27 protein-coding genes are annotated in these 23659 nt (G+C 60.7%); 7 read left to right on the top strand and 20 right to left on the bottom strand.

Annotated features, from left to right (window positions below):
• Positions 1 to 57: 57 nt before the first annotated feature.
• Positions 58 to 426, bottom strand: a complete 369-nt coding sequence (locus QR290_RS08080; protein ID WP_115076871.1) for a DUF6124 family protein — start codon at positions 424 to 426, stop codon at positions 58 to 60.
• Between the two features lie 519 nt (positions 427 to 945).
• On the opposite strand from QR290_RS08080, the gene QR290_RS08075 reads away from it, so the two are divergent.
• Entirely contained in the window at positions 946 to 1674 is a 729-nt protein-coding gene (locus QR290_RS08075) for a class I SAM-dependent methyltransferase (protein WP_289204680.1), read from the top strand.
• A 39-nt stretch (positions 1675 to 1713) separates the two neighbouring features.
• Here the strand turns inward: QR290_RS08075 and tam are convergent, their stop codons facing one another.
• The gene (tam, locus tag QR290_RS08070; protein WP_115076869.1) at positions 1714 to 2484 is read right to left on the bottom strand and encodes a trans-aconitate 2-methyltransferase; all 771 of its coding nucleotides are present in this window, start codon (positions 2482 to 2484) and stop codon (positions 1714 to 1716) included.
• Between the two features lie 160 nt (positions 2485 to 2644).
• Complete coding sequence (locus QR290_RS08065) at positions 2645 to 3730, bottom strand: type I restriction endonuclease (RefSeq protein WP_289204679.1); 1086 nt, start codon at positions 3728 to 3730, stop codon at positions 2645 to 2647.
• A 225-nt stretch (positions 3731 to 3955) separates the two neighbouring features.
• Between QR290_RS08065 and QR290_RS08060 the strand changes: the two genes are divergently transcribed.
• Complete coding sequence (locus QR290_RS08060) at positions 3956 to 4366, top strand: low affinity iron permease family protein (protein WP_115076868.1); 411 nt, start codon at positions 3956 to 3958, stop codon at positions 4364 to 4366.
• Positions 4367 to 4412: 46 nt separating this feature from the next.
• On the opposite strand, the gene QR290_RS08055 is transcribed toward QR290_RS08060, so the two are convergent.
• From QR290_RS08055 to QR290_RS08020, 8 genes are all read right to left on the bottom strand, one after another.
• Entirely contained in the window at positions 4413 to 4913 is a 501-nt protein-coding gene (locus QR290_RS08055) for a DUF4142 domain-containing protein (protein ID WP_102685906.1), read from the bottom strand.
• 75 nt (positions 4914 to 4988) lie between these two features.
• Complete coding sequence (locus QR290_RS08050; protein WP_077045875.1) at positions 4989 to 5144, bottom strand: KGG domain-containing protein; 156 nt, start codon at positions 5142 to 5144, stop codon at positions 4989 to 4991.
• 118 nt (positions 5145 to 5262) lie between these two features.
• Positions 5263 to 6612 (bottom strand): sensor domain-containing protein, encoded by a 1350-nt coding sequence (locus tag QR290_RS08045; protein WP_115076867.1) that lies wholly within the window; start codon positions 6610 to 6612, stop codon positions 5263 to 5265.
• A gap of 77 nt (positions 6613 to 6689) precedes the next feature.
• Positions 6690 to 7328 (bottom strand): LysE family translocator, encoded by a 639-nt coding sequence (locus QR290_RS08040; protein WP_007957940.1) that lies wholly within the window; start codon positions 7326 to 7328, stop codon positions 6690 to 6692.
• A gap of 60 nt (positions 7329 to 7388) precedes the next feature.
• Positions 7389 to 7805 (bottom strand): fosfomycin resistance glutathione transferase, encoded by a 417-nt coding sequence (fos, locus tag QR290_RS08035; RefSeq protein WP_289204678.1) that lies wholly within the window; start codon positions 7803 to 7805, stop codon positions 7389 to 7391.
• 3 nt (positions 7806 to 7808) lie between these two features.
• A complete protein-coding gene (locus QR290_RS08030) occupies positions 7809 to 8531 on the bottom strand; it encodes a hypothetical protein (protein ID WP_115076865.1) in 723 nt (240 codons plus the stop codon).
• Positions 8532 to 8566: 35 nt separating this feature from the next.
• Positions 8567 to 9301, bottom strand: a complete 735-nt coding sequence (locus tag QR290_RS08025) for a hypothetical protein (RefSeq protein ID WP_289204677.1) — start codon at positions 9299 to 9301, stop codon at positions 8567 to 8569.
• Between the two features lie 20 nt (positions 9302 to 9321).
• Entirely contained in the window at positions 9322 to 10233 is a 912-nt protein-coding gene (locus tag QR290_RS08020) for a LysR family transcriptional regulator (RefSeq protein WP_289204676.1), read from the bottom strand.
• A 78-nt stretch (positions 10234 to 10311) separates the two neighbouring features.
• Between QR290_RS08020 and QR290_RS08015 the strand changes: the two genes are divergently transcribed.
• Positions 10312 to 10800 carry a DMT family transporter gene (locus tag QR290_RS08015; RefSeq protein WP_289204675.1) on the top strand — a complete coding sequence of 163 codons (489 nt, stop codon included), beginning with the start codon at positions 10312 to 10314 and terminating at the stop codon, positions 10798 to 10800.
• A gap of 34 nt (positions 10801 to 10834) precedes the next feature.
• On the opposite strand, the gene QR290_RS08010 is transcribed toward QR290_RS08015, so the two are convergent.
• The 5 genes from QR290_RS08010 to yiaY all read right to left on the bottom strand — a co-directional run bounded on the left by QR290_RS08010 (position 10835) and on the right by yiaY (position 16593).
• Entirely contained in the window at positions 10835 to 12166 is a 1332-nt protein-coding gene (locus tag QR290_RS08010) for an MFS transporter (protein ID WP_289204674.1), read from the bottom strand.
• An 81-nt stretch (positions 12167 to 12247) separates the two neighbouring features.
• Positions 12248 to 13174: a hydroxymethylglutaryl-CoA lyase gene (locus QR290_RS08005; RefSeq protein WP_289204673.1), complete on the bottom strand. Its 927-nt coding sequence runs from the start codon at positions 13172 to 13174 to the stop codon at positions 12248 to 12250.
• Complete coding sequence (locus tag QR290_RS08000) at positions 13171 to 14364, bottom strand: CaiB/BaiF CoA transferase family protein (RefSeq protein WP_289204672.1); 1194 nt, start codon at positions 14362 to 14364, stop codon at positions 13171 to 13173. Before QR290_RS08000 ends, QR290_RS08005 begins: the two co-directional genes overlap by 4 nt.
• 103 nt (positions 14365 to 14467) lie before the next feature.
• A complete protein-coding gene (locus tag QR290_RS07995; RefSeq protein WP_289204671.1) occupies positions 14468 to 15376 on the bottom strand; it encodes a LysR family transcriptional regulator in 909 nt (302 codons plus the stop codon).
• A gap of 68 nt (positions 15377 to 15444) precedes the next feature.
• On the bottom strand, positions 15445 to 16593 hold the full coding sequence (gene yiaY / locus QR290_RS07990; RefSeq protein ID WP_289204670.1) for an L-threonine dehydrogenase: 1149 nt from the start codon (positions 16591 to 16593) through the stop codon (positions 15445 to 15447).
• A 154-nt stretch (positions 16594 to 16747) separates the two neighbouring features.
• Between yiaY and QR290_RS07985 the strand changes: the two genes are divergently transcribed.
• A complete protein-coding gene (locus QR290_RS07985) occupies positions 16748 to 17767 on the top strand; it encodes a DUF4917 family protein (RefSeq protein WP_289204669.1) in 1020 nt (339 codons plus the stop codon).
• Here the strand turns inward: QR290_RS07985 and QR290_RS07980 are convergent, their stop codons facing one another.
• On the bottom strand, positions 17768 to 18310 hold the full coding sequence (locus tag QR290_RS07980; RefSeq protein WP_007957913.1) for a helix-turn-helix domain-containing protein: 543 nt from the start codon (positions 18308 to 18310) through the stop codon (positions 17768 to 17770).
• Positions 18311 to 18418: 108 nt separating this feature from the next.
• Between QR290_RS07980 and QR290_RS07975 the strand changes: the two genes are divergently transcribed.
• Both QR290_RS07975 and QR290_RS07970 read left to right on the top strand, forming a co-directional pair.
• Positions 18419 to 19201, top strand: a complete 783-nt coding sequence (locus QR290_RS07975) for an aldolase (RefSeq protein ID WP_115076854.1) — start codon at positions 18419 to 18421, stop codon at positions 19199 to 19201.
• 26 nt (positions 19202 to 19227) lie between these two features.
• Positions 19228 to 20109 carry a dihydrodipicolinate synthase family protein gene (locus QR290_RS07970; RefSeq protein WP_115076853.1) on the top strand — a complete coding sequence of 294 codons (882 nt, stop codon included), beginning with the start codon at positions 19228 to 19230 and terminating at the stop codon, positions 20107 to 20109.
• Positions 20110 to 20163: 54 nt separating this feature from the next.
• On the opposite strand, the gene QR290_RS07965 is transcribed toward QR290_RS07970, so the two are convergent.
• Both QR290_RS07965 and QR290_RS07960 read right to left on the bottom strand, forming a co-directional pair.
• Positions 20164 to 20508, bottom strand: coding sequence for a YegP family protein (locus QR290_RS07965; protein WP_115076852.1), 345 nt, complete (start codon positions 20506 to 20508; stop codon positions 20164 to 20166).
• A gap of 22 nt (positions 20509 to 20530) precedes the next feature.
• Positions 20531 to 21112, bottom strand: a complete 582-nt coding sequence (locus QR290_RS07960) for a DJ-1/PfpI family protein (protein WP_289204668.1) — start codon at positions 21110 to 21112, stop codon at positions 20531 to 20533.
• A gap of 169 nt (positions 21113 to 21281) precedes the next feature.
• On the opposite strand from QR290_RS07960, the gene QR290_RS07955 reads away from it, so the two are divergent.
• The gene (locus tag QR290_RS07955; protein WP_289204667.1) at positions 21282 to 22196 is read left to right on the top strand and encodes a DMT family transporter; all 915 of its coding nucleotides are present in this window, start codon (positions 21282 to 21284) and stop codon (positions 22194 to 22196) included.
• Here the strand turns inward: QR290_RS07955 and QR290_RS07950 are convergent.
• Positions 22186 to 23418, bottom strand: coding sequence for a class I SAM-dependent methyltransferase (locus QR290_RS07950; protein WP_289204666.1), 1233 nt, complete (start codon positions 23416 to 23418; stop codon positions 22186 to 22188). The two genes, QR290_RS07955 and QR290_RS07950, sit on opposite strands and share 11 nt — an antisense overlap.
• Positions 23419 to 23659 lie beyond the last annotated feature (241 nt).

Genomic DNA, 23659 nt, shown 5'->3' with positions numbered 1-23659 from the left:
AATGAAAAAACCGGTCGCGACGACCGGTTTTTTTATGCCTGCCAGAACAGCTGCAATTCAGTCCTTCACCTCAACATGATCCAGCGCCTGATTCACCGCCAATTCCCCCAGCATCACCAGTTGCGCAATGCCTATCGCGGTTCTGCGGTGGGTGGGGTCGAGGGTGGCGGCGAAGTTGTTGAGCATCTCGGATGCCGAGCCCAGTGATTCGCTGGCGTTGGCCAGCAGGGATTCGGTGTCGTAGGCCGGGTTGGCGAAGTACATCGGGTCGGGCTGGTTGTTCGTGCCCATGACATGGGCGCCGGGGCAGAGGTAGTGGTCGAGGGCGCGGTTGGCGGCGTCGTTGAGTTTTCTGGAGTCGACTGAGGTGTAGGGGGATGTTGGGTCAGTTTCGACTTCAGGTGGATTCGGTGTTGGCTTGAACATGATTTCATCTCTCCAAAAACAGGTTGGAGCTGACCCATTCGGTTCCACGCGAAAGGAGGCAGCTGTACGCAGGTTGGAACCCGGGGAGAGACAACCCGGCAGACCCGAAGGTCTCCCGCGCACAGCCGCCATAACAGAGTGCACACATTCAAGGTGCGCAGCATACGTCATGAATAATGATTGTGCGTTCCAACTCTCCTCGGGGTTCCAATCCCGATCGCCGATTCATCAGCGACCCTCAAAGGCTAGAGCCCGCACTTCCGACGGACAACCTGAAAACCTTGTGGGAAGGTTCAGTAAACATGGCCAACTCTTTAAACATCCCGAAGCGAAAAACCACGTTTACAGATCCCCAACACTCGCCCGGTTCTCACACTCGCCACGACCCGCTAGCATTTCCCCATCGCCCACCACCCTCCCCCTGCGCGGCCATCGACGAATACGCGCCATCACGTTTCGAGGGATTCAAAACCGTGGCCTCCTAGCCACCCATATCAAATTCAAAAGAGCAGCAAACCCATGACCCAGAACATCTACGACGATCCTGAATTTTTCCAGGGCTACAGCCAGATGAACCGCTCCATCGGCGGCCTCGATGCCGCGCCGGAATGGCCCGCGCTGAAAGCCTTGTTGCCTTCCCTGCACGGTTTGCAGGTAGTGGATCTGGGCTGCGGCTATGGCTGGTTCTGCCGCTGGGCCAGCGAACACGGCGCAGCCGAGGTGTTAGGGCTGGATGTCTCGAAGAAAATGCTCGAACGGGCGAAGGAAACCACTTCGGCCGCGAACATCCGCTACGAACGTGCCGACCTGGAACACCTCGACTTACCTGCGTGCACTTACGATCTGGCCTACAGCTCACTGGCCTTGCACTACATCAAGGATCTCTCGGGGCTGTTTGCCAAGCTGCATGCAGCGCTTAAGCCCGGTGCGCATTTTGTGTTTTCCATCGAGCACCCGATCTTCATGGCGCCGCGCAATCCAGGCTGGCTGATCGACAGCGAAGGCAACAAGCGCTGGCCGCTGGACAGTTATCAGATGGAAGGCGAGCGGGTGACCAACTGGCTGGCCGACGGTGTGATCAAGCAGCATCGTACGGTCGGCACGCTACTCAACGCGTTGATCGACGCAGGTTTCACGATTCAACACGTCAATGAATGGGGTCCGAGCGATGCCGAAGTAGCCGCACAACCAGCGCTCGCTGAAGAGCGTGAGCGACCAATGATGATGCTGGTCGCCGTACAGCGCTGACTACAAAGAAAGGGCCGATCAAATCGGCCCTTTTTCATTTCAACGTGTGGCGACAATGAACAACCGCGGAAACGGCAACAACACCGAACCGTCCGCCAGCGCCGGATACGCCTTCGCGACCTCCGCCAGATAGTGCGCCAGATACTCCGCCCGCTCCGCTTCCGTCAACGGACTGAGGAACGGAATCAGACCGCTGCCCTTGAACCACTCGACAACGCCTGAAGCCCCGCCCGCCAACTGATGGTGATACGTGGTGCGCCACACATCGACCCGCGCGCAGTGCGGTCGCAACATCGAGAAATAGGCACTGGCATCCGCCATCTCGGTCCGCTGCCCCGCCGCGCTTGCCAGTTTGCCGGCCCAAGGCCCGTTGGCAGCGACTTCGCGCATCAACCGGTGAGACGGCTCGTTGAGGTTGTCCGGCATCTGGATCGCCAGACTGCCACCCTGCGCCAACTTGCCCGCCAGCGCCGGCAGCAACGTCGCGTGATCCGGCACCCACTGCAAAACGGCGTTGGCGAAGATCACATCGAACGGCCCTTCATCGGCCCATTTATCGATGTCCGCCACCTCGAACTGCAACTGCGGCAGGCGCTTGCGCGCGGCGTCGATCATGTCCGGAGAACTGTCGAGCCCCTGCACTTTCGCCCCCGGAAAACGCTCCACCAACAACTCGGTCGAGTTGCCGGGGCCACACCCTATATCGACCACGGAACGCGCCTCGGGCGTGGGAATCGCCGCCAGCAAGTCGCGGGCCGGGCGGGTGCGTTCATCTTCGAAAGTAACGTATTGCTTGGCGGACCAGGTCATTGCGTTCTCCTGTCAGGACTTTTGCAGTGCTTCGCTACGATACATCGACTCCCTGCGCATTCCCTATCCGACTTAAGACGTGACGGCGGCGAGTGCCCTTTCTCGCGCACTTCGCTTGCATAAAAAAACCGGCCTATGGCCGGTTTTTGAAAGCCCCGTACTAGTCGTAATAGCCCACGGTCTTTTTCAACTGATCTGAATACTCGTAGATATCATCCACTGAGTTAATGGGATGGCGGGTTTCGTTTTTCTCCTCGTCGAAAATGCCGATGTACTTCTGCGAACGGTTGAAGTGCAGGCGGCAAATCGGTTTTCGGTTGTTGTCATCAAGCAGGATCCCGAAGTAGCTCTGGGTATCACGCTGGACGATTCGTTTAGCATCGACAATCGATCGAACGACCGCCCGAACAATGTGATACCCCTCCAGTTCCTCCAGAGTGGTCAAAACCTTATCGTCGGACTCGTCACGGGGATCCACCGGATCCGTCCCACCAGACGCAGCCGGGATAGACGCCAGCGCCGGCTGGATCGCACCACTCATGGCCGATTTGAGGCGGTCATTGATCTGGTCATTGAGAAATTGAACGACCGCTTTTCTTGTCAGTTCGTGAAACTGGTCCCGCACCTTCTGCGTAATGACCCCGTCGTAGACTCGCGAAGCAAACACTTTGACGAAATCGTCATCCGGCTTGCTGACCTGCGAGGCGATAACCTTCTTGATCTGGCTGACGTACTTCAACTCACCCGCCGCGTTGATGATCGAATCAACGTCGAACGCAGACTTGGTGAGTTTGATGAGTTCTGGCACCGAATATTCATCAATATCCAGAAGATCCAGTTCAAGGAAGGGCTTCTCATCCATCTTGTTCGGCGCATCCAGGTCAGTGAAGAACTTGTAGACCTGGCCGTTGGTGAGGATGGAGATTCGGGCACTGGTAACGTGGAAATAACGAAACAGTTGCGAGGCGTGATTGATATGCAGTGGCTCACCGATTTTTTTGCACTCGATGAGGATCTGCACTTCGCCCTCTTTCATGATGGCGTAATCGATTTTTTCGCCCTTCTTCGTACCGACATCGCAGACAAACTCTGGAGTCACCTCTGTCGGGTCAAACACGTCGTAACCCAGAACGGTACTGATGAAAGGCATGACAAACGCGTTTTTCGTCGCCTCTTCTGTCTGGATTGCAGCGCTCTGCAACCGGACTTTGGCGGCAAGACTGGCTAACTTTTCGAAGAATTCCATGAGCGGCCTCTGACTGGGTTTCTATCCGTGTACTCGCATGCTGGCAAATTGATTGCCATTTGATCCTAGACGCAAACCCGCACAAAGAAAGTTTCCCACTTCCAAAGCGTTCAAAACCGTGACCTGAAGCAGTCAAACTTCAGAGACAGCAAGTCTCTGTCAGTAGAATTTTCCGCCCACCCCCGATGTCTGAATTTCAAGCTCCCCCCAACAAGGAACACGGTCATGAAATTCGCAAAGATTTCGCAAACGCTGGCGCTCTGGGCCGGTAGCCCCAAGACGTTCATGGGGGCTTTGATTCTGATCGGGCTCTGGGGGTTGAGCGGGCCGATTTTCGATTACAACGACACCTGGCAACTGATCATCAATACCTCGACCACGATCATCACGTTCCTGATGGTGTTCCTGATCCAGAACACCCAGAACCGTGACACCGACATCATTCATTTGAAACTCGATGAGTTGCTTCGGGTGAACAAGGAGGCGCAGAACGCGATGCTCGGGCTGGAGTCGCTGGATCTCAAGCAGCTGGAAGCGCTGCGCCAGCATTACCGGGCGATGGGCGAGAATGAGGTGTTTGACCTGGAAGGCCTGGGGGACAAGAGCAAGCCGAAACAGGATCTGAACGACTGTTGAAGACAACAAAAACGGCGCGATAAGCGCCGTTTTCTTTACCTCGGAGTTAGCGGCTGGCCAGGGCCTTGGCCATTTCCAGATGACTCTGCAATTTCGGCAGGGTTTCATCGGCAAACGCCTTGATCTCCGGCACGTCGGTGGTCTGGGCTTCCTGCTGGATCTGTTCGATGGCTTCTTCCGTGGCCTTGACCTGGCTGGCGGCGTAGGCCTGATCGAAGCTTGCGCCTTCTTTGACTTCCGGCATCAACGCCTTGGCCTTGTCGGCAACTTCTTCGCGGGGCGCCACGGGCAGGTCCAGTTTCTTGGCGATTTTCGCCAGATGCTGGTTGGCGGTGGTGCGGTCGTTGATCACGACGATGGTGTAATCCTTGACCTCTTTGGATTCGGCCTTGCTGTGCGCCAGACGGCTGGCCTCGATGTCGGCCATGCCTTTGGCCGACGCCTCGTTGATGAAGTCGGCGGGCGACTGGGCAAACGCGCTGCTGGCGAACAACCCCAGCAGGCTGACAAAACTGATGTGGCGTACTCGGGTGGCCATCCGGCTCATGGTCGCGCCCTCCTTCTCTGCAGATTCAAGCGGGAGCTTGCGCCCCCGCCTCTCAATCAAAACAATCTTCGCCGACTACTTCGATTTCTGAGCAGGCTTGCGGCCCATGTCGGTTTTTGGCTCTTTGTCGACAGTCGTGGTGGTGGTTTTCCCACCTTTGCGACCGGCTTCAGACGCCTTCGTTCGATCGTTGGCGAAGTTTCCCGAGTTCGAGTTTCTTGAGTTAGGCATGATTCTCTACCTCTTGGCATTGATCGTAAGCGAGCAGGTGCCCGCCTAGATTGAGAATTTCCTGACCGCCAAAGGTTTAGAAAAGTTGCCGTTGCCGCGACGAACGGTGAACTGCCAATCAGCTGTCCAGCCGCCGATGATTCTGACGTTTGGCGCTGTACATGGCCTGATCGGCGTGGCGGAACAGTTGCTGTTCCTCATCGCCATGCTCGGGATAACGGGCCACGCCGATGCTCGGTTCGATGTGCAGGTTATGCCCGTCCAGGCGCATGGGTTGCACCAATACCTGTCGGATTTTTTCCGCCACGCTGTCGGCATCGTCGGCGGCGTGGACGCTGTGCAGCAGCACTACGAATTCATCGCCGCCGATCCGTGCCACGGTGTCGGTCTCGCGCACACAACCCTTGAGCCGGTTGGCCACTGTCTGCAACAGCATGTCACCGACCCCATGGCCAAAGGTGTCGTTGACCTGTTTGAAGCGATCCAGATCGACATACAGCAGCGCCATGTGCCCGGACTGTTCCCGCGCATGGCTCAGTGCAGCCTTGAGCCGGTCTCGCAGCAGTTCGCGGTTGGGCAACTGGGTCAGTTGATCGTATTGCGCCATGCGTCGCAGGCGGGCGTGCAGTTGCTGGCGTTCGATGGCGGTGGCGACCTGGGCGCAGACGTATTGCAGCAGTTCCTTGTCGCGCTCGGTGTAGCGCTCGCCGCCGGGCAGGCTTTTGACGATCAGCGCGCCGATGGTGCGGTCTTTCGAGCTCAGCGGCACACCGAGCCAGCACGGCGATTGCTGACCCGCCACCAGCGCGGCGAACTCCGGCGGCGCGTGGGGGCAATCCGGGGTCAGCAGGATTGGCTGGCCGCTGCGGATCACTTCCGCACACAGACGCCCGGTGACGGTGCCGGGTTGCTCCGGTTGCAACTCGTCATCGTCGACGTGGTAGGGAAAATTCAACTGCGCGCAATGTTCGTCGTACAGCGCCACGGAGAAATTCAGCGCCGGCAGCCATTCGCCAATAATCATGTGAATGCGCTTGAACAGTGCCAGCAGATCCTCCGCCGCATGGGCCGCTTCGGAGATCGCGTACAGCGCCGCCTGACGGGATTCGGCGAGTTTGCGCTCGGTGATGTCCCGGGCCACGGCGATGCGCAGTTGATCGACTTCCGACCAGCGCGCCGACCACAGGATGTGCACCACGCTGCCGTCCTTGCGCACGTAGCGGTTTTCGAAATTGTGCTTCGGCTCGCCGCCCATGATGTCGCTCGCGGCGGCCAGGGTGCGCTCACGGTCGGCCGGGTAGACGTAGTCGATCATCGACTGGCCGATCAGTTCGTCAGGCGTGTAGCCGAGAATCCGCTCGCAGGCCGCGCTGACAAAAACGAAACGACCTTGCCTGTCGACCGCGCAAACGGCGTCCAGCAACAGATCGATGTAACTCGCCAGCGGCGCGGAGTTTCGGCTTTCCATGGTTCAGCGTGGGTGTCCGGGCAATGCAGCACTGTTCAACCATCCATGACCTCGACCTCGCATCCCAGCGACTGTTTTCAAGCCTTGTTCGGCATCAACCCCGGCAGCGCATGCACCAGCGCGTTGATGGCAAAACCGATGAACATGATCCCGCACAACCGGGTGATCGCCAGTTCATGGCGCTGGTACAGCGTACGCACCTGCCGCGCCCCGACGATGCCAATGAGGATAGCGTAGGCGAGCAATCCGCCGAGGAAACTCAAAGCGATCAGCATCGGCAGCATCGACCAGTTGAGCAGTTCGGCGCGGCTCGACAGCAACGCGGTGAACGTTGCCACCGCCACCGGGTAGGCCTTGGGGTTGGTCAGGCCGAACAGAATGCCGTGCCAGAACGGCTGACGCGCCGCGCCCTGGGGCTGCTCGCCGTTGCTGCGTTTGGCCCGCACCGCGCGCCAGCCGAGCCAGAACAGGTACAGGCCGCTGAGTACGCCGAGCACATCGAACGCGGTGCTGCCGATTTCCCGGGCGCCGACAATCGCGATCAGCGCGGTGCTGCACCAGATCACATCGCCCAGCAGATGCCCGCACAGAAACCCTGCCCCGGCCCGTCGCCCACGTGCGGCGCCAATGCCGAACACCGCCAGCACACCCGGCCCCGGCGTGATGCCGTAGATGAAACCCGAGGCCAGCACGGCCATTAGCAACGATGGAGTCATGGAAAACCTGCAAGTCCCGGAAAACGTGGCCGCCAGTCTATCCCAGCGGTTTGTGAATATTCACGACTCGTTGAAAAAACGCATCCCCGCATAGGGCTTTTGCCGACACGCGGCCAGTCGCGAGGCCAGATCGCCGACGTGGGCTTCGAGCTTGTGCCCCTCCGGGTCGAGGAAGTAGAACGACGCGCCTTCGCTGCGGTTGTCACGCCATTCCTGCACGTTTGCGGCGCGAAGCTGTTGCACGAACAGCGGGAAATCCGCCGCGCCGAGGCTGAAGGCGTAGTGGGTGTAGTCGGCGGCGGGCTCGGGACTGCGCTTCGGGTCAAGGGACAGGCACAACCAGAGGCCCGGGAGCGACAGATAGGCACCGGCGTCCCACGTGGCTTCGACTCGCAGCTTCAGCACGTCACGGTAGAACGCGAGGCTGCGGTTCAGGTCGGTGACGGCGAGGGTCAGGTGATTGAGGCCGGTGAGCATCGGTCAGTAACCTCTGAGGTCTTCGGGGAGGGTGTATTGCTTGCCGTCGTAGGTCAGGGTGATTTGGGTTTTCTTCAGTGGGGAATCCTGGGAAACGCATTCCTTGCCGGCCTTGACGGTTTTCATCGCCGTGCCGCTTGAGGTGACGATCAGGTCGGAATAACCGTTGTGGCTGGTCGGGGCTATTTCCACGGTTCGGCGAATTTGCTGACCTTCACCCACACAGTTTTCCAGCCACTCACCGTTGTTCTTGTAGACCACCAGACCATCAAGTACCGGGCGCAGTTTATTACCCTCGCGCACATAGAGTGTCAGGTCGGTTTTTTCGTAGGGGATGGCGCTTGAATTGTGCGAGAACTTTGACCGCAGCCCGAACGCGCGGACATCCGGGGCCAGCCGATAGCGAGCGGTATCGACCAGCAGATCAGTGAAACGAATGGCATCGGAGTTGTAAGCACCGGGTTTCGCATACGTTGCCAGCGTCTTCCAGTTGCTGGTGTTGATGATCGCCAGATCCAGATCAAAGACACCGGCATCGTCACTACCAGCATCCGGCACGTAGGTGGATTTGAGGGCAATCGCCTGATCCTTGAACGCCGGCCATGCCTTGCAGCGTGCCAATGACTGGTCGTTGAAATCCTTGGTGACGCAGGAAACCTGGGCCTGGGCTGGAGCGGTGATGGCCAGAAAGCCGAGGGCGATGAGAAGTCGGGTTGGGCTGAGCATTGTTCTTCCTTGAAATAAGTCGCGTTGGCTCTGTATCACTCGATGGCTTTGAAACCTTTAGGCAGGACGTAAGACTTGCCGTCATACCGAAGTGTGGTCAATACGGGTTTATCGGCCGTAGTCTTCAATTCACAAGTGTCCGGTGGCCCTTCGCCCACAATGACGGTAGTGACTGATTTAACAATCAGATCGGCGTAACCGTGCGAACTGGTTTTACCGATTTCGATAGTACGATCCGTGTAATAACGCTCCCCCGCACAACCACCATCCCACTCGCCACCGTAGTCATACATCACCAGTCGATCCAGCACCGGACGCAACTTGTCGCCCTCTTTCACATAGAGCGATAACAGGACTTGATCCATAGGATTGACGCGGGAGGAGCCCTTGAATCTCACGCGAAAGCCAAAAGCCCGAAGCTCGGGAGTGAGCTTGTAACGCGCCGTATCGAACTCCACGCTTTCCAATGCGATGGCATCGGACATGAATGCAGAGGGCAAGTGATAGGTGGCAATCGTTTTGGATTCATCTGTCGTTACCGACAACCCAAGGTCATAACTGCCGACGTCATTGTCCTTGCCATACACCGGATCGGGTGCAAACTTCGAGACCGCATTCAGGGTCAATCCAGGAAAAGCGGGCCACGCCTTGCACACTGAAAAATCCCGCGCGCCGGTCACCGGCGCTGGAACACAATCAGCCAGCACCTGCCCCGCCATCAACGCCCCACACAGCGCGAACCACCCAACGACCCCAGACTTCACTGTCACGCCCCTCTCCTTGATGTTCTTCAGCCGCGCACTATCCCCTGCTCAATCCGTCGATTCAACCAGTTCAACGCCTGATCCCCGCCCCGCCGCTTGTGCCACGCCGATACAAAGGTGAACGGCGCAATTTCAAACGGTGGCGGCACGACGATCAGCGATTCGTCATCCACCTCATTCAACGCCCGCGAAGCGACGGTCAGGATCAGATCCGTGCCGCTGATGAAGCGGGGCGCAACGCTCCAGTGCGGCAGGCTGATGGCGACGCGGCGGCGTTCGCGCAGGGCGGTCAGGGTGCGTTCGATTTCCGGGGTGCCGCTGCCGCGCATTTCCAGCAGTACGTGCGGGCGTGACAGGTAGGTCGGCAGGTCGAGTTGGCCGTCAGCCGGCAGGCTGTGGCGATCGAGCAAACACACGTAGCGTTCCTCGAACAGCGGCGTGCTGCGCAGTTCGCCGGGCAATTCGGGGAGTACGCCGGCGGCGAGGTCGATGTCGCCGTTGAGCAGGCCTTCGACCATGCCTTCGCGGCTGGCATGGCTGATTTGCAGGTCAATGCCCGGCGCTTCCGTGCGCAAGGTGCGAATCAGCCCCGGCAGGATGATCGCCGCGCCGTAGTCGGACATCGCGAGGCGAAAGGTCCGACGGGCGCTGGTCGGATCAAAGGTGTTCGGCGCCAGCAGCGATTGAACATGGGCCAGGGTTTCCGCCAGCGGTGCCGCCAGCTCCAGCGCCCGCGCAGTGGGCACCAGACCTGATCCGGCTCGCACCAGCAATGGATCACCGAGCAAGTCGCGCAGACGCGCCAACGCATGGCTGACTGCCGGTTGACTCAGGTGCAGGCGCTCGGCGGCGCGGGTCACGTGTTGCTCGCTTAGCAACGCGTCAAGAATCACCAGCAGGTTGAGGTCGATGCGGCGCAGATCATTCATTCGATGCATGTTCCGGATACCAAAACAGAATTTAAATCTGCGCGACGAATACCCTAGAGTCCAGCAAAACCTTGCCGGAGATCGATCATGGGAACGATGCAGTGGGTCGGATTGCTGTTGTTGGCGGTATTCGCCGGGGCGGTGGTGCCGTTTCAGAGTGCGATCAACATCAATCTGGCGCGGGGGTTGGGGCATCCGCTATGGGCGACGCTCACCTCGCTGGCGGTGAGCGTGCTGGTCTTGTTGCCGGTGATTGTCGCCCTGCGCCTGCCGTTGCCGTCGCTGGCCCTCGCCGGCAAGCTGCCGTTGTGGATGTGGACCGGCGGCGCGTTCGGGGTGTGCTTCGTCGCATTGGCGGTGGTGTTGCTGCCGAAGCTGGGGGCTTCGGGATTTCTGGCACTGGCTTTGGCCGGGCAAATGATCACGTCAATCGTGCTGGATCACTTCGGTCTGTTCGGGTTGGTGGAGAAACATCTGACGTTGCCGCGCCTGTCCGGCACGGTTTTGTTGATGGTGGGAGTGGTGTTGATCCAGTTTGGTGACTCAGCCACCAGGTCCCTGGCACCGGCGAGCTGATCGTTCGCGTTATCGGAACGATCAGCCCGAAGCCTCAGTACTTGTCCAGCGTGCGCAATTTCTGCGGCAGGCCCCACAGCAGCAACGCCGCCGCGATCAGCGCCGCCACGCCGATGACATACAGCGCCGGCGTGGTGCTGCCGGTCAGGTCCTTGATCCGGCCGACCATCACCGGGCTGACGATGCCGCCGAACTGCCCCAGTGTATTGATCACCGCAATCCCTCCCGCCGCACCGGCTCCAGCGCCGGCCAACAATTTCGGTGGCAGGGTCCAGAAGCTCGGAATCGACGCGATGATCCCGGCGCCCAGCAATCCAAGGGCGACGATCAGGAACGTGGTGTGGCTGGCGAAAATCCCCGCACTGAAGAAGCCGATGGCCCCGACGATCACCAGCCCCGCGACAAACTTGCGCCGCTCCCCGGTGGCATCGGACAGACGACCGATCACCACCATGCTGATCGCGCCGCAGATATACGGGATCGAGGTGAGCAGGCCGATCATCACCGGACTTTCGGTGCCGGCACTGCGGATCAGTTGCGGGGCCCAGAAATTCAGGCCGTAGGACGCGACCTGGATCAGAAAGTAGATCAGCCCGAGCGTCAGGAAACCCGGAATCTTCAGTGCCGCCAGCAACGAGCCGCCACTCTTGTGCGGTTCGTGATGGGCGATGCGGCTGGCCAACAGTTTTTTCTCTTCCGGGGTCAGCCAGTGAGCATCTTCGATACGGTCCTTGAGCAAGGTCAGTACCAGAAAACCCAGACCGATACACGGCACGCCGCCGAGCAGAAACAGCCAGTGCCAGCCGCGCATTTGCAGCACGCCGTCGAGGTGTTCCAGCACCAGTCCGGAGAACGGCGCGCCGACCAGCCCGGCAAACGCCGAGGCCAGGAACAGCATCGACGTGATGCGGCCACGGAAGTGCTGCGGGAACCACAGCGTCAGGTAATACAGCACACCGGGGGCGAAACCGGCCTCCATCGCCCCGATCAGAAAGCGCAGCACGTAGAACTGCCATTCGCTGGTGACGAACACCATCAGCGCCGTCGCCACGCCCCAGGACATCATGATCCGGGCGATCCAGCGCCGCGCGCCGACCTTGTACAGCATCATGTTGCTCGGCACTTCGAACAGCACGTAACCGACCACGAACAGACCGGCACCGAGACCGTAGGCGGTGTCACTCAGGCTCAGGTCGGCCTGCAACTGAAACTTGGCGAAGCTGATGTTGATACGGTCGAAGAAGGCGAACAGGTAACAGACCATGATCAACGGCATCAGGCGCCAGGCGACTTTGCTGACCAGGGCTTTTTCGGCGTCGTGATCGACGGACGGGCTCGCGCCCGCCTCCATAACATTGAGGCTCATAGTTTTTTCTCCAGGCGGACTGCCGGTGGGCGTCCGATTGTTTTTGTTGTCTGGTTAGGGTGAATCGGTGAGCGTGTGAAATCAGGTGGGGATCGGGTGCAGGTCGCAATTGCGTCCGGCCTTGGCCAGTTGCCCCGGCACTTCGTGGCCCAGCAGCGCAGGCAAACCACGGGACAGTTTCAGCAACAGCGGCAGGTCGATGCCGGTGTGAATGCCGACTTCATCGCAAAGGTTGACCAGGTCTTCGGTGCAGATGTTGCCCGATGCGCCCGGCGCAAACGGACAGCCGCCAAGCCCGCCCAACGCCGCGTCGAAACGCCGGGCACCCGCTTCGTAAGCCGCCAGCACATTGCACAGTCCCAGGCCTCGGGTGTTGTGGAAATGCAGGGTCAGGTCCGCCGCCGAAACGCGCTGCAATACCCGTCGCACCAGTCGATCGACCTGCCGCGGATTGGCCATGCCGGTGGTGTCGGCCAGGGTGATGCCCTGAATGCCGAGCTCCTGATAGGCCTCGACAATTTGCAGCACCCGGTCCTCGTCTATCGCGCCTTCGAACGGACAACCGAAGGTCGTCGCGATGCTGCCGTTGAGCCGCACGCCCGAGCCGCTGGCGAAGCCCACGATCTCGCCGAACGCCGCCAGCGAGGCTTCGCAACGCATGCGCATGTTCGCCAGGTTGTGGGTCTGGCTGGCGGACATCACCAGGTTCAGTTCATCGGCGCCGGACTCCAGCGCCCGTTGCGCGCCCTTGAGGTTGGGAATCAAGGCAACGTAAATCACCCCCGGCTGACGCTGAATGCCCTTGAACACCTGCTCGCCATCGCGCAGGGCCGGGATCGCTTTTGGCGAGACGAACGAGCCGGCCTCGATGCGGCTGAATCCTGCCTGTGACAGTTGATCGATCAGGGCGATCTTGTCTTCGGTCTCGACCCAGGTCGGTTCGATTTGCAGGCCGTCCCGGGGCGAGACTTCCTGGACAATCAGGGTCTGCGAGTAATCGCTGATCATTGCACCACCCCCTGGCTTTTCAGGCGTTCGATGTCCGAGGCGGTCAGGCCGAGACCGGCGAGTATGCCGTCGGTGTGCTGACCGAGGCCGGGGCCCGACCAGTTCACCCCGCCGGGTGTTTCCGAGAGTTTGGGCACGATGCCCGGCATCTTCACGGTCGCCCCGCCGGGTAGTTCGGCGTCGAGCAACATGTCCCGGGCCTGATAGTGTGGATCGGCAACGATGTCGGCCACCGAGTAGATGCGACCGGCCGGCACCTCGGCGGCTTCCAGCGCCGCCAGCACGTCATTGATCGGCAGGCTGCTGGTCCAGTGGGTAATCGCGGCGTCGAGCAGACCGCTCTTCGCGGCGCGGCCGTCGTTGTGGGCGAATTCTTCGGCGTCGGCCAGATCATCCCGACCGATCACCTGCATCAGGCGCTTGTAGATCGGGTCGCTGTTGCCGGCGATCACCACGTAGGCGCCATCGGCCGTGAGGTAAGTGTTGGAGGGTGCGATGCCTGGCAATGCGCCGCCGCTGCGTTCGCGGACATGGCCGAGCATGTCGTATTCCGGCACCAGGCTTTCCATGACGTTGAACACGCTTTCGGCCAGTGACACGTCGACAATCTGCCCGCCGCCCTGCCCGGTCTTGACCCGCAGCAGCGACATCAGCGCGCCGATCACCGCGTGCAGCGAAGCCAGCGAATCGCCGAGGCTGACACCGACCCGCGCCGGTGGCGAACCGGGGGTTCCGGTGGTGTAGCGAATGCCGCCCATGGCCTCGCCGATCGCACCGAAGCCGGGGCGGTCGCGGTAGGGACCGGTCTGGCCGTAGCCGGAAATGCGCACCAGAGTCAGGTCGGGATTCAGCGCGTGCAGCACGTCCCAGCCCAGGCCGAGTTTTTCCAGGGCGCCGGGGCGCAGGTTTTCGATGATCACGTCGGCATCACGCGCCAGTTGCTTGACCAGCTCGATGCCTTCGACGGATTTCAGATTGAGCGCGAGGGATTTCTTGTTGCGCGATTGCAGGTACCACCACAGCGACGTCCCTTCGTGCAGCTTGCGCCATTTGCGCAGCGGGTCGCCCTGACCCATGGCTTCGATCTTGATCACTTCGGCGCCGAATTCGGCGAGCATCCGCGCGGCAAACGGCGCAGCGATCAGGGTGCCGATTTCGATCACTTTGATCGCACTCAAGGGGGCAGTCATCGCGGGGTACCTCTTGTTCTTGGAATTGCGGCCAAGGCTAGAGGAACGTCATTGCTGCAATCCAGCCGTCACTCGGCAACGGGCGTTCGCCAAACGCGAACGCTCAGCTGCCTGCGCGCAAATGCTCGAACAGGATCCGGCTCACGGGCGACAGCCCGGCCTCGTCACGCACCACCACGATCAGGTCGCGATCCGACCAGCCATCGGTCAGCGGCACCGCTTGCAGCCCCAGCGCCCGACCGAACAATTCATAAGCCCGCTGCGGCAGGATGCCGATGCCCATGTTGGCCTGCACCATTCGGCAAACCGCGTCGAAACCCGGCACATGAATGCGGATGCGCAGCACCTTGCCGGCCTGACGCGCGGCGGCGTGGGTGCGCATGTTGATCGAACTGGCGGCGTGCAGGCCGACGTAATCGCTGTCGAGGGTTTCGCTGAACGCCACGGATTCACGTGCGGCCAACGGATGTTCGGGCAGCATCACCACCACCAGTTTGTCCCGGCGATAGCGCACGCTGTGCAGGCCTTTGATATCGCTGTCGCTGGAACAGATGCCCAGATCCGCCACGCCATCGAGCACGCCCTGAACCACGCCGGCGCTGGGTCGTTCTTCGAGGTCGGTCTTGACCTGCGGGTGTTGCGCGGCGAAATCGCGCAGGTCTTCGGGGAGAAACTGAATGATCGCCGACAGGTTCGCCAGCATCCGCACATAGCCGCGCACACCGTGGCTGTGCTCGCCCAGTTCGAGGCCCATTTTTTCGACGTTGAACAACATCTGCCGAGCGTGGTGCAACAGGGTTTCGCCGGCCGGGGTCAGGGTCATGCCCTTGGCCTGACGCACGAACAGGCTGATCCCCAGCGCCTCCTCCAGCTCCATCAAACGCTTGCTCGCCGCCGACACGGCAATCGCCTCGCGGGATGCGGCACGGGTCAGCGTGCCTTCTTCGTGGACGGCGACGAACAGTTGCAGGGTGATCAGGTCGAGGCGGCGGATCAGGCTTTTTTGCAGCATGCAGGACTCGGCGATGGCAGCGCGGACGAACACGCAGCATAACGTTGTTCGCCCGCCTCGCGCCCGCCTCAGAAGGCGCTGCGGAAAATCTCCTCGATCTGCCGCTGATCCGCCGCCCGCGGATTGGTAAAGCCGCAGGCGTCTTTCAGGGCGTTGGCAGCGAGCACCGGAATGTCGGTGCATTTGGCGCCCAGATCACGCAGGCCACCGGGAATCTCCACGTCTCTGGCCAGGCAACGGATTGCATCAATCGCGGCTTTTGCGCCCTCCTCCGAACTGAAACCGCGAATATCGGCGCCCATGGCGTGGGCCACATCGGTGAGGCGATCGGCGCAGACCAATGCGTTAAACGTCTGCACATGCGGCAACAACACCGCGTTGCACACGCCGTGAGGCAGATCGTAGAAACCGCCCAACTGGTGCGCCATCGCATGCACGTAACCGAGGGACGCATTGTTGAACGCCATGCCCGCGAGGAACTGCGCGTACGCCATGTTTTCCCGCGCTGCCAGATCGCTGCCGTCGCGCACGGCCAGGCGCAGATTGTTGCTGATCAGGGTCATGGCCTTCAGCGCGCAGGCGTCGGTGATCGGATTCGCGGCGGTGGAAACGTAGGCTTCGATCGCGTGGGTCAGTGCATCCATGCCGGTGGCGGCGGTCAGGCCTTTCGGCATGGCGACCATCAGCGCCGGGTCGTTGACCGACAGCAGCGGCGTGACGTTGCGGTCGACGATGGCCATTTTCACGTGACGGGTTTCGTCGGTGATGATGCAGAACCGGGTCATCTCGCTGGCCGTGCCGGCGGTGGTGTTGATGGCGATCAGCGGCAGTTGCGGCTTGGCCGATTGATCGACGCCTTCGTAGTCGCGGATCTGCCCGCCGTTGGTCGCGCACAGGGCGATGCCCTTGGCGCAGTCGTGGGGCGAGCCGCCGCCGAGGGACACCACGAAATCGCAGCGACTGTCCTTGAGCAGCGCCAGCCCCGCCTCGACGTTGGCGATGCTCGGGTTGGGTTTGGCGCCATCGAAGATCACCGAATCAATGTCCTGCATCGCCAGTTTCTCGGCGATCATCGTCGCCACGCCGGCCTTGGCCAGACCGGCGTCGGTGACGATCAGCGCCTTGCGAAGGCCGTAGTTGCGGATCGCGTTCATGGCGTCGTCGAGGCAGCCGCTGCCCATGATGTTTACGGCGGGAATGAAAAAGGTGCTGCTCATGGCGCGTCTCCTGACTGGGGCCGAATCGACTCCTGCGATCCGGCGGATACACACAGGATCGACCGATCGGTCACGGCGGATGTTGATCTGGCTCAATGCCCGCTCGTGATAAAGTCGCCGCCCATCTGCCCTTTGTTTTGAGACGTGCCCTGCAATGACCGATTTTCTGGATGTCGACGCCACACTCGAAGACTGGAACGCGTTGCGCGCCACCACCGACTTCAGCGGTCTGCTGCTGGGCAACGGCGCCAGTCGTGCGGTGTGGGACGATTTCGGCTACGACTCGCTGTTCGAAAACGCCCGCACGGTGGAAGAAAAACCGTTGAGCCCGTCGGAACTGAGCGTGTTCGACGCCATGCAAACGCGCAGTTTCGAGCAGGTGCTCGGCGCGCTGAAGACCACCAGCCGGGTCAACAAGGCACTGGCCGTCAGCTCGGCCGCGCCGCGCAACCGCTACTACGCGATCAAGGAAGCGCTGATCAACACCGTGCACGCGGTGCACATCCCGTGGCGGCTGATCGAAGCCTCGACTTTGGCGACCCTGAACAGTGAACTGGCAAGTTATCGCACGGTGTTCACCACCAATTACGACCTGCTCAATTACTGGGCTTTGCAACATCAGGGTGAGGTCATCGACGACCTGTTCAACGGCCCCGATGCGAGTTTCGATCTGTGCGAAAGCAGCACGGAAAAACCGCGTCTGCTGTACCTGCACGGCGGCCTGCACCTGGTGCGCAATCAGGACGGTACCGCGCGCAAACTGACCGCCACCGAGGGCACGCTGCTCGGCAGTTTCGCGATCAACAACACGATCAAGACACTCGACGACGTGCCGCTGTTCGTCAACGAAGGGCCGAGCGCCGACAAGCTCAAGACCATCCGCAGCTCAGATTACCTGTCGTTCTGCTACGACCAGTTACTCGGTCACGGCGACAACCTGTGCATCTTCGGCCACGCCCTCGGCGAGCAGGACAGCCACCTCGTGCGCGCCCTGCGTCTGGCGAAACCGAAGACCGTGGCGATCTCGATCTACCCGCGCAGTGCGGCGTTCATCCAGCATCAGAAGCGCCACTACGCGAAGGTGTTCGAGGGCACCGGTGTAGAATTGCGGTTCTTTGATTCCAAGAGCCACGCGCTGGGGAATCCAAAGCTGTCGGTGCCGGTCGAGGTCTGATCACTCCTCGCTGCTGTGCACCACCACCAGCAACTGCGCCTGCACCTCGCCCACCGAGCGGATGCGATGGGGTTTCTGCGCATTGAAGTGCAACGCATCGCCCCGCTCCAGCAGCACCCGTTCGTTCACGAAGTCCACTTCGACCTGGCCTTCGTGGACGAACAGAAACTCCTCGCCCAAGTGTTCCTTGAAGGTTTTGTCAGTGAATTCGCTCGGCGGGTAAATGATGAACGGCAGCAGGCTGCGTTCGCTGACCTGATGAGCCAGCACCGCGTAACCGGGGCTGTGATCGTTGGCCGCCAGCGACTGGCGTTCGTGGCTGCGCACCAGGCTGTAGCTGTCGAGGCTGACGTTGTCTTCGGAGAACAGCTCCTCGACTTTCACGTTCAGCGCCTTGGCCAGTTTCAGCGCGGCGGCAATCGACGGCGTGTTCAACCCGCGCTCGACCTTCGACAGGTAACTCTTGGTCATACCGGACTTCTCGGCCAGCGCCTCAAGGGTTACGCCAAGTTTTTTTCTCAATAATTTCAAACGGATAGACATGCGAAGCGATTAATCCAGCAAAGGAAAGACGATTTGTCCTTGCCAATGACACAAAGTGTCATATAGCCTCTTAAGTGTCATCCATGGCAACCACCACAGGACACGGATATGGCGAAGACATTAGCACTACCCAAAGACGAACTGGTCAAGCAAGCGCTGACCCAGATGCAAAAAAGCCTGGCGGATAATACGTGGACAGACCGGCAAAAGCTGGCCCTGACCTGCCGGATCCTCTTCGAAAATGGCCACGATTCGGGCCTCGCCGGACAGATCACCGCCCGTGGCCCGCAACCGGGCACTTACTACACTCAGCAACTGGGGCTGGGTTTCGACGAAATCACCGCGAGCAATCTGCTGCTGGTCAACGAAGACCTGGAAGTGCTCGAAGGCCACGGCATGGCCAACCCGGCCAACCGTTTCCACAGTTGGGTGTACCGCGCCCGGCCGGACGTGAATTGCATCATCCACACTCACCCGACGCACATTGCCGCGCTGTCGATGCTCGAAGTGCCGCTGCAGATTTCACACATGGACCTGTGCCCGCTGTACGACGATTGCGCGTTCCTTGAAGGCTGGCCGGGCGTGCCGGTGGGCAACGAAGAAGGCGAGTTGATTGCCGGTGCGCTGGGCGACAAACGGGCGATCCTGCTTTCCCACCACGGTCAGTTGTCGACCGGGGCGACTATCGAGGAAGCGTGTGTCATCGCGCAACTGATCGAACGCGCCGCCAAACTGCAGTTGCTGGCGATGGCCGCCGGGACGATCAAACCGATCATTCCCGAGTTGGGTCGCGAAGCGCATGACTGGGTCTCGAAACCCAAGCGCCACGCCGCGGCCTTCAACTACTACGCCCGGCAGAACCTGCGTCAGCACGCCGATTGCCTGAACTGAACACCTCATCCTTGCGGAGCACTCTCATGTCCAATATTCACGGCATCATCGGCTACACCATCACCCCGTTCGGCGCCAACGGCGAAGGCGTTGACCTGCCGGCCCTCGGCCGTTCGATCGACCGGCTGATCGCCGGCGGCGTCCACGCCATCGCGCCACTGGGCAGCACCGGCGAAGGCGCCTACCTGAGCGATGCGGAGTGGGACCAGGTCGCCGAATTCAGTATCAAGCACGTGGCCAAACGGGTGCCGACCGTGGTCAGCGTGTCCGACCTGACCACCGCCAAAGCAGTGCGCCGCGCACGTTTCGCCGAAGCCCACGGCGCCGACGTGGTGATGGTGCTGCCGACCTCTTACTGGAAGCTCACCGAAGCGGAAATCCTCGCTCACTACCGTGCCATCGGCGACAGCATCGGCGTGCCGATCATGCTCTACAACAACCCGGCCACCAGCGGCACCGACATGTCGGTGGAGCTGATCCTGCGCATCGTCAACGGCGTGGAAAACGTGACCATGGTCAAGGAGAGCACCGGCGACATCCAGCGCATGCACAAGCTGCAACTGCTCGGCGAAGGCCGGGTGCCGTTCTACAACGGTTGCAACCCGCTGGCGCTGGAAGCCTTCGCCGCCGGGGCCAGCGGCTGGTGCACGGCGGCACCGAACCTGATTGCGCAGCTCAATCTGGATCTGTACGAAGCCACGCTGGCGGGGGATCTGGGCAAGGCGCGCGAGCTGTTCTACCGCCAGTTGCCGCTGCTGGACTTCATCCTCAAGGGCGGCTTGCCGGCGACGATCAAGGCCGGTCTGCGACTGACCGATCTGGAAGTCGGCGAACCGCGTTTGCCGGTGTTCCCGCTGAGCGAGGCCGGGCGTAATCAGTTGCAGGCCATTCTCAAAAGCCTGAGCTGATTTCAGGCCACACACCCTGTGGGAGCCGGGCTTCCACAGGGTTTTGTGCTGGATTCAAAGGACAGGCAGGGTTTTGTCCTTGATCACCTTGGACGGCCCATTGGCCTTGACGCTGGCGATGCCTTTGGCACACGCCGCGTCCGATGAATAGGATTCGCTGCTGCCGATGATCTGGTGATTGGCTGCCTTGAGGTTGAAGTAGGGATGGCCGTCCTTTGTCGATTTTTTCTCGTAGCGTTCATCCAGCGGGCTGTTCGCTTGCACCGAGGCGATGCCGTTTTCGGCGGCCGTGCGGGTGGTGTACAGCTCGCTGGTCAGAATGGTTTCGGCATTCGCCGCTTTCAGTACGAACCTGAACTGGCCATTGCTGCTTTTGCTCAACTCATACCATCCGGACATGTTGCTTCTCCTTATCGATGTGTCACAGGGTGATTTTGGTTCCAAGCAACCCCAGGAAACCGGCCAGCCATTTCGGGTGCGCCGGCCAGGCGGGCGCGGTCGCCAGGTTGCCCTGGACGTGGCCGTCCGTGACCGGGATGTCGATGTAGGTGCCGCTGGCCAGCCGCACTTCCGGAGCACAGGCCGGGTAGGCGCTACACTCGCGCCCTTCGAGAATCCCCGCCGCCGCCAGCAGTTGCGCGCCGTGACAGACGGCGGCAATCGGCTTGCCGGCCTTGTCGAAAGCTCGCACCAGTTCCAGGACTTTTTCGTTCAGCCTCAGGTATTCCGGCGCACGACCACCGGGCACCAGCAGTGCGTCGTAATCCTTGGCATCGACCTTGGCGAAATCGAAGTTCAGGGCGAACTGGTGACCGGGCTTCTCGCTGTAGGTCTGGTCGCCTTCAAAATCATGAATCGCGGTTCGCACGGTTTTGCCGGCGGCCTTGTCCGGGCACACGGCGTGGACGGTGTGACCGACCATTTGCAGGGCCTGGAACGGCACCATCACTTCGTAGTCTTCGACGTAATCGCCGACCAGCATCAGAATCTTTTTCGCGGCCATGGGCAGGACTCCTCTGGTGAATGCACAGGAATATTCACAGTAGTCCAAGGACCGCGATGGCGTTCGCAAACTGTATGGATAACTCTGCGCTCAGCTGTAACAGCCCGATTGCCGTGGTTTGTGGCTAGATGAAGACACCTCCCTGCCACCTTTGAATCGGGTTGCCCTCATGTCTTCGCGCGAAAACACCGGCATGGCCCTCGGCCTGCTCGGCGTGGTGATTTTCAGCCTTACCCTGCCCTTCACCCGCATCGTGGTGCAGGAACTGCACCCGCTGCTCAATGGCCTCGGCCGCGCGTTGTTCGCGGCGATTCCGGCAGCGGCGCTTTTGTTGTGGCGTCGGGAAAAGTGGCCGACCTGGCAGCAGGTCAAAGGCCTGAGCCTGGTGATCGCCGGGGTAATTCTCGGTTTCCCGGTGCTGTCGGCGTGGGCCATGCAGACCTTGCCGGCGTCCCACGGCGCGCTGGTCAACGGTTTGCAGCCGCTGTGCGTGGCGCTGTACGCCGCGTGGCTGTCCCATGAACGCCCGTCGAAAGCCTTCTGGGCCTGCGCCGCGTTGGGCAGTGCGCTGGTGCTGGGTTACGCGTTGTACACCGGCGCCGGCAGCATTCAGGCCGGGGATCTGTTGATGCTGGGTGCGATTGCGGTAGGCGGTCTGGGTTATGCCGAGGGCGGGCGTCTGGCCCGGGAGATGGGTGGCTGGCAGGTGATCTGCTGGGCGCTGGTGCTGTCTACGCCGCTGCTGATCGGCCCGGTGTTGTATCTGGCGTTGCAGCATCAGGGCGCGGTGTCGACGAAAACCTGGTGGGCGTTTGGTTATGTCGCGCTGTTTTCGCAGTTTCTGGGGTTCTTCGCCTGGTACGCCGGGCTGGCCATGGGTGGCATTGCCCGGGTCAGTCAGATCCAGTTGTTGCAGATCTTCTTCACCATCGCGTTTTCCGCGCTGTTCTTCGGCGAACACGTGGAGCCGATCACCTGGCTGTTCGCCTGCGGGGTGATCGCGACGGTGATGCTCGGGCGCAAGACGGCGGTGCGCCCGGCTCAACCGGGCACGTTACCGGCCGGGGTTCAGCTCAAGCCTTGAGCTTCAGCAGGCCATCAGCGAGCAGCAGGGTTTCCAGGCAGTGCTCGCTGATCTGGTAGAACGCTTTCAATTCCTGAATCTTCACCAGCAGCTGAGTCGGGTCCAACGGCTCGGCGCGCTTCACCGCCAGAATCATCTTGTTCTTGTTGGTGTGGTCCAGGGAGATGAACTCGAACACCTTGGTCTCGTAACCGCAGGCTTCGAGGAACAGCGCACGCAAGCTGTCGGTGACCATTTCCGCCTGCTGGCCCAGGTGCAGACCGTATTGCAGCATCGGCTTGAGCAGCGCCGGGCTCTGGATCTGCAAACGAATCTGTTTGTGGCAGCACGGCGAGCACATGATGATCGATGCGCCAGAGCGGATGCCGGTATGGATCGCGTAGTCGGTGGCGATGTCGCAGGCATGCAGGGCGATCATCACGTCCAGCTCGCTCGGCGCCACACTGCGCACATCACCGCATTTGAACACCAGCCCCGGGTGTTCCAGCTTCGCGGCGGCGGTGTTGCACAGATTGACCATCTCTTCACGCAGTTCGACGCCGGTGACTTCGCCTTCGGCCTTCAAGGTGTTGCGCAGATAGTCATGAATGGCGAACGTCAGGTAACCCTTGCCCGAACCGAAATCCGCCACCCGCACCGGTTTGTCCAGCGCCAGCGGCGACGAGGTCAGCGCATGGCTGAAAACTTCGATGAACTTGTTGATCTGCTTCCACTTGCGCGACATCGCCGGGATCAGTTCGTGTTGCGCGTTGGTCACGCCCAGGTCTTTGAGGAACGGCCGGTTCAGATCGAGGAAGCGGTTTTTCTCGCGGTTGTGCTCGGCGGACGGCACTTCGCGTAATTGCTGGGGTTTGCTCATGAACAGCGAGCTCTTGCCCTTTTTGCTGTATTCGAGCTGGGCTTCGTCAGTCAGCGCCAGCAAATGCGCATTTTTGAACGCCGCCGGCAGCAGCCCGGCAATCGTCGTGACCGCTTCATCCAACGGCAGGTTCTTGGTGATGTCGCGGGTCTTGTAGCGATAAACGAACGACAGGCACGGCTGCGCCTTGACCGTCACCGGTTTGATGATGATCCGCTGCAGGTCCGCTTCTTCGCCGACGTACTTGGCCAGCACCAGTTTGATGAAGCCGTTCTGTTCGAGGCTGGTTTGCAGCAGCTCGATGAACCGGGCGTGGTGATCGGGCGCCGGTTTGGCAGATGCGGAAGGAGCGGTAACGGACATGGGAAAAAGCGGCCTCGGACGGGCAAAACGGGAATGGACGCTAGTTTAGGGGGGATGGGGGTTAGGGACACGCGCTTATTTACCGAACGGCGTTTAAAAGCGGCCCTCACCCTAGCCCTCTCCCAGAGGTAGAGGGAACCGACTGGGGGATATTGAGGAAGTACACCGACTTGAACGATTGGCTTTGAATCCATAATCCACTCGACATTTCAGGTCGATGGATAGCGAAAGACACCTCGGT

Origin of the sequence: Pseudomonas fluorescens (genome assembly GCF_030344995.1) — a bacterium.
Lineage (GTDB): Bacteria > Pseudomonadota > Gammaproteobacteria > Pseudomonadales > Pseudomonadaceae > Aquipseudomonas > Aquipseudomonas fluorescens_BF.
This window is presented reverse-complemented; position numbering and strand designations above follow the sequence as displayed.